This window comes from Cytobacillus sp. IB215665, from assembly GCF_033963835.1.
GTDB lineage: Bacteria > Bacillota > Bacilli > Bacillales > SM2101 > Nanhaiella.
The window spans coordinates 68579-74673 of the sequence record NZ_JAXBME010000021.1 but is presented as its reverse complement, the minus strand read 5'-3'; the positions used below and the strand labels follow the sequence as shown (position 1 = coordinate 74673).

The 6095-nt window shown below is 33.5% G+C and carries 4 protein-coding genes; 2 read left to right on the top strand and 2 right to left on the bottom strand.

Translation table 11 applies throughout. The features are described from left to right. Nucleotides 1–101: 101 nt before the first annotated feature. Both SLH52_RS20075 and SLH52_RS20070 read right to left on the bottom strand, forming a co-directional pair. The gene (locus tag SLH52_RS20075; RefSeq protein WP_320211008.1) at nt 102–830 is read right to left on the bottom strand and encodes a pseudouridine synthase; all 729 of its coding nucleotides are present in this window, start codon (nt 828–830) and stop codon (nt 102–104) included. 55 nt (nt 831–885) lie between these two features. Next, entirely contained in the window at nt 886–2517 is a 1632-nt protein-coding gene (locus SLH52_RS20070; RefSeq protein WP_320211007.1) for a polysaccharide biosynthesis protein, read from the bottom strand. 386 nt (nt 2518–2903) lie between these two features. Here SLH52_RS20070 and SLH52_RS20065 point away from each other — a divergent pair, with 386 nt between their 5' ends. Then, nucleotides 2904–4172: an NAD(P)/FAD-dependent oxidoreductase gene (locus SLH52_RS20065; protein ID WP_320211016.1), complete on the top strand. Its 1269-nt coding sequence runs from the start codon at nt 2904–2906 to the stop codon at nt 4170–4172. Nucleotides 4173–5482: 1310 nt separating this feature from the next. Beyond that, entirely contained in the window at nt 5483–6094 is a 612-nt protein-coding gene (locus SLH52_RS20060) for a hypothetical protein (RefSeq protein WP_320211006.1), read from the top strand. Nucleotide 6095: the final 1 nt, after the last annotated feature.

Below are 6095 nucleotides of genomic sequence, written 5' to 3'. Positions count from 1 at the left end.
GTGAATTTTAGTAAGCTCAAATTCACCTCTCTTTATTTTTTTAGCTAGTTATGTCCCAGCCTCTTAACATTATCCTTAACAACTATATGACGAAAATGTAGCTAATCCGATATTGAAATGTTTCCCGTTTTTAACAAACCTTTTTCTTCATCTGTCAATTCCCGATATTCTCCAAGCTCAAGTGATTCATCTAATTTAAGACTTCCCATCTTAAGACGTTTTAAATATGTTACTTTTTTTCCAACAGCCTCAAACATTCGTTTCACTTGATGAAACTTCCCTTCTGTTATCGTTAATTCTATTTCAGAACGAATACCAGATCTTAAAATCGTTAAGTGACCTGGTTTTGTTACATATCCATCATCCAATTGAACACCGTTTTTAAATGCAGTAATATCTTCTTCTGTTACTTCCATATTAATAATTGCATAATACGTCTTCGGTATATGTTTTTTAGGAGATAAGAGCTGATGAGCAAGCTTACCATCATTTGTAATAAGTAGAAGTCCCTCCGTGTCTTTATCAAGTCTTCCAACTGGAAATGGCTCGTATATTACATCCTCAAATTCAAGTAAATCAATCACCGTATCTTGTCTTTCATCCTCAGTTGCAGATATAATCCCTTGAGGTTTATTCATCATTAAATAAATGAACTCTTTATATTCAACTATTTCACCAAGTAAAGAAACTTGTTGTTCATTTGGATTAATATGTGTTTTTGCATCTTTTATAGTCACACCGTCTACTTTGACAGCTCCTGACTTTAATAGTTTCTTTACTTCTTTTCTACTACCATAGCCAACGTTTGCCAACAATTTATCAATTCTCATTTTGACAAACTCCCTCCTGAGATTGTTTCTCTGCTCGCTTATTTTTTTCTTACTTTTATTCCTTACCAACAGCCTGCCTTTTTCGTAAAAATGGTATTCTATTTCCAAGTAAAAGATATAATAATTTTGTACGATAACTTAAATACAAATAACTCGCTCCGCCGGTTATAGCACATATGATTACAATTCCAATCGATAATACTCTGCTACTTTCAGACGATATTCCTAGGCTGGACATGATGAATAATGTAGTGGCAACGACAATGACCATGATAACCGTAAAAACAGTCATTAACATAGTTCTACGTATTACTAAGTGATAACTATAATTAGCATATTTGCGAATAACCCAAAAGTTAAATAGCACACTAACTGCATAGCCTAGCCCTGTACCAATAACAGCTCCGATTTCTCCAAGCTGGATAATAAGAATATAGTTTAAACATAGTTTAACAAAAAGTCCGATTCCTAAACTTATCACCGTAAATTTCTGTTGATTGATTCCCTGCAAAATAGCCGCTGTCACAGAAAAAAGAGCAAATAAAATGGCAACAGGTGCATACCATCGTAATATCTTCCCGCCAATTTCTACATCTTCAAGTCCGAAAAACATGATATATGCTGGATCAGCTAACAGAGATATCCCAATTACAGCTGGGAAAGTTACAAAAAACACAATTTGAAAAGTTTGATTTAAATGTCTTGTTAACAACTGTCCCTTCTGCTCAACAAATGCTTTTGTAATTGTCGGGATTAAAGCTAGCCCAAAGGATACAGCTAAAGATACAGGAATCAATACAAGCTTATGTGTTTGAAACGTTAAAATACCAAAGGCACTTTCAGCAACATCAGCTTTGCCAATTGCCCCCATCGCCCGATTAAATGTAAACATATCTATAGCTTGAAATAGGGGGTTTGCAATACCAACAAAAACAAATGGCGCAGCATATAAAAGGAGCTCTTTATACATATCTGTTAAAGACACTTGTGCTTGCCCTTTTGAATTCGTTAAAGTTTGATTAAGGTGATCCCTTCGTTTATACCAATACCAAATTAATGCCCCCAAACCACCTAGTGCACCAATAAAAGCTCCAAATGTTGCAAAACTTATCGCTACTGTCACACTTTTATCTAATATAACAACCACGATAAATGTACTCATTAGGATAAATAGTATTCTAGCTATTTGCTCAATGACTTGGGAAACGGACGTTGGCCCCATGGATTCATGGCCTTGAAAAAAACCACGAATTAAACTCATCACAGGAACGATTAATAGTGCAAAACTTACAGATCTAATAACGAGAGCCACGTCTTCTTCTGAAAATGTATTCTCACCCTCTGAGATGACAAAAGGAGTAATCAGAGGAGTAATACTATATAATAACAAAAATGATAGGATTCCTGTAATAAGCATAACGATCTTTCCTGATTCGAACAGTCTTCTGCTTACTCCATATTCTCCCATAGCATTATACTTGGCTACATATTTTGAGACTGCTAATGGGACACCAGCTGTAGCTATGCTTAAAAAGATTGTATATGGAACATAAGCATATGAAAACAATGTTGTCCCTTCAGATCCAACAATTGCAGTAAAAGGAATGACGTATAATATACCCAACACCTTGGATAGCATTGTACCTAACGTTAATATAAAAGTACCTCTTAAAAGCTTAGAACTCATATGATCACTATCCTATCATTAAACTTCAAAAAGTAAGATTAGTATAAATACTTATGTATTGTATCATAATGATCACTTTCATGTTGCATTTGTTACAGTTATAATGGTTGGTAGTTTAGAAAAGCTTGTTCCTAGAATCAACTTAAAATCGCTCCACTTTCCAGTGAATCACAGTGGATGCCGTCATCCCTACTTCTTTGACACGCCTGAGGTGTTTTTTGAACCTTCTTTTTGGATAGCTTATGACCTTAAGGGAACAGTGGTTGCTGTGGACAAAGAGGAATAATTTAGACTAAATGATATAACTAGACAATATCAAAACAAGGTTAAAGCAGCTTTGAACAAATAACACATTTCGTATTTAAACATAAGGTTGGTGTAATTTGATGAAATATGATGTAGTTGTAATCGGTGGAGGTCCTTCAGGCTTAATGGCAGCCATTGCAGCAGCAGAACAAAAAAGACGCGTATTATTACTAGATAAAGGAGAAAAGCTTGGCAGAAAGCTAGCAATATCAGGTGGTGGCCGCTGTAATGTAACTAACCGTCTTCCAGTGGATGAATTAATTAAACATATCCCAGGTAATGGCCGTTTTCTCCATAGTGCTTTCTCGATTTATAACAATGAGGATATCATCTCTTTTTTTGAGCGGCTAAAAATACAACTAAAGGAAGAAGACCATGGGAGAATGTTTCCGATAACAGATAATGCTCAATCAGTTGTTCATGCCCTACTTGATGAGCTTAGGCGTTTAAAAGTCCATATAAGAACAAATACACCTGTAAAAAAAGTAATATATGACGATGAAAAAGTAATAGGTGTGGAATTAAAAAATGATGAACTTATCCGTGCTAAAAGTGTAGTAATCGCAGTTGGTGGTAAATCAGTTCCGCATACAGGATCAACTGGGGATGGCTATGCATGGGCAAAAAATGCAGGACATACGATTACCGAACTCTATCCAACAGAAGTGCCAATTACATCTAGTGAACGGTTTATTAAAGAAAAAACATTGCAAGGTCTTTCCTTACGAGATGTTGAATTAAAAGTGGTAAACCCAAAAGGAAAAATTGTCATTGCACATCAAATGGATATGATTTTTACACATTTCGGCATATCGGGTCCAGCTGCACTGCGCTGTAGTCAATTTGTATTGAAGACAATGAAGAAGTTTAACGTGAAAGAAGTTGAGATGCAACTTGACGCACTACCAGGCAAAAATACTGAGCAACTCTTCCAAATGATTCTAACAAGAATGGAGAATGAACCGAAAAAAGCAATTAGGAATGTATTGAAAGGTATCGTGCCAGAAAGATATTTACTATTTTTATTTGATAGGAATAACATTGATCCACAATCAACAATGTCACATATAGCAAAAGACAAGCTTCGGGCTCTTGCTGTTGACTGCAAGCAATTTACTTTTAAAGTAAATGGTACTTTATCAATTGAAAAAGCCTTCGTTACGGGTGGGGGCGTTTCTGTAAAAGAAATTAATCCGAAACAAATGTCTTCCAAGCTAACAAGAGGGTTATATTTCTGTGGAGAAATTCTAGATATCCATGGATACACAGGTGGCTATAATATTACAGCTGCATTAGTCACAGGAAGACTAGCTGGAATGAATGCAGGTGAATTTTCTAACAGGAAATAACTATTGAGGAATCATCAGACGATACATTCCTTTGTCTATTTATTCTAGTCATCGTTCTAGTAAGTTTAAGCGTTCATTCATCATTTAGCAGGTGGAATCTATCAATAAAGTAGACTCACCACCTGGTTTCCCTTTATATCATTTATCCTAGAACAAGTATATTGTGCTTTACATATCGATCTAAGCTTATTATTTTTATTTTGGATAGCTAATTGATGTGTCGTTTCTTGATCATAATTATATACATAGTAAATGATCTCATAATCTTTGGTCTCTTTACTTAATCTATGTGCTAACGGGGTGATAATTGGATTTTCATTATCTAGGAAATAATGTAGGATACCCCACCCGTTCCTTCTGGATAATCAAATAATATATGTTCTCCATCTACTTCGAATCCTCCACCATAAGTATCCTTAATTTTCTCATATTGTCTTGTTCTAAAATAGTGTGTCCAAGTAGATCAATAGAAACCTTAGCTCATTTAACTGTTAGTTCTTCAACTAACTAATTCGTTATATCAGAAATGAATGCCGTTATTGTTGCTTGATATTTAATCATTCACCCTCAATTCATCATAACTTTTTATGTAAAAGCTCTAAAATACTTATTCTTCTTTTTGGAATATTCATACATTTTTCTCACCTTTTATAAAATCCTTACAAATAACTTCCATTTAGTCAGCTTACTGTAATAGGTGTATAAAATATCAACCATTTCTTCTTAAAATAGTTTCTGTTGTTGATTGCAATGCTTTTTCACAAGTTTTCCATTGAAAGTGTCCGGTATGAGCATTTCTATTATTGTAACTATTGGATGTGGATGGTGTGATGATTTCAAATAGAATGGTTTAGTGGTGTTTATTTTATCGTGCTCTAGATTACAATCATTTTTTCTAACTAATCATCACTTAGTCTGGTTTTTCATTAATTATGTCACAAGATCGTTTTAAACACAGAGAAATTGAAGGATTTATTCTAGGAGATATTAGTCTTTTCATAAGTTCATCTGGCTACAAACTACAATCCCTTTCCTCATAATAAGGAGAGTATTCACAACTATCTTTATAATCTGGACCTGTAATCATATATAACTAATCAATTAATTCAACTGATACAATGTGGTCGATATCTGTTAGATATTCACAAAATACATCATGCAAGCAATTAATAATTACCAAAATTCCCATATAAAACTACTTTTTCCCAATTTTAATTTGACAAATTTTAGGTAATATATTATATTTAAATCGTAAGTAGTAAGTAGTAAGTAGTAAGTTAAACTAATTATTTTAAGGAGTGAATTTTTTAATGGAAAATTACTTAGTTAGTGAAGAGTTTATTGTATTATCAGATAAAAAAAAGATAAAAAAGTCACTTATAGGGAAAAACCGTGTAAAGCAATTGTATATGGTTGGGGGGGTATTTTTTGATCTGTTATTGCTTGATGTTATATATTTTGAAGGTAATGGTAAAATTAATATAAATTCAGCAAATGCAAAAATAATAAAACATGACACATTACTCAAGCTTTATTCTCTTATTAAAGAACAAAAGCCAAAGACATTTAAAGGTTGGATTAGTTACTTTAATGTCCCCTCAAAAAACAGGGTTCTACTATATGATTCATTAACCAGTAATTTGTCTCTTGCCAAAAAAAGTACAAATTCTGTAGTTCAAAGATTAAGAGCCGAGCTACTCGAACCTGGTACGGTTTCAGATGAAACGGTTGCTTTGGCTTTGTTATTAAAAGCGAGTAAAATATTAGGTGAATATTTTTCTAACTACGAAATCAAGGAAATAAATGATAGAATTGAATTGTTTAAAACAGAAAATCCACAAAAGTGGTCGAATATTAAACAAATCAGTAAAGAAATTGAATACATGGATGTACTAATTTTATCATCAGCCGTTTTGATTTAGT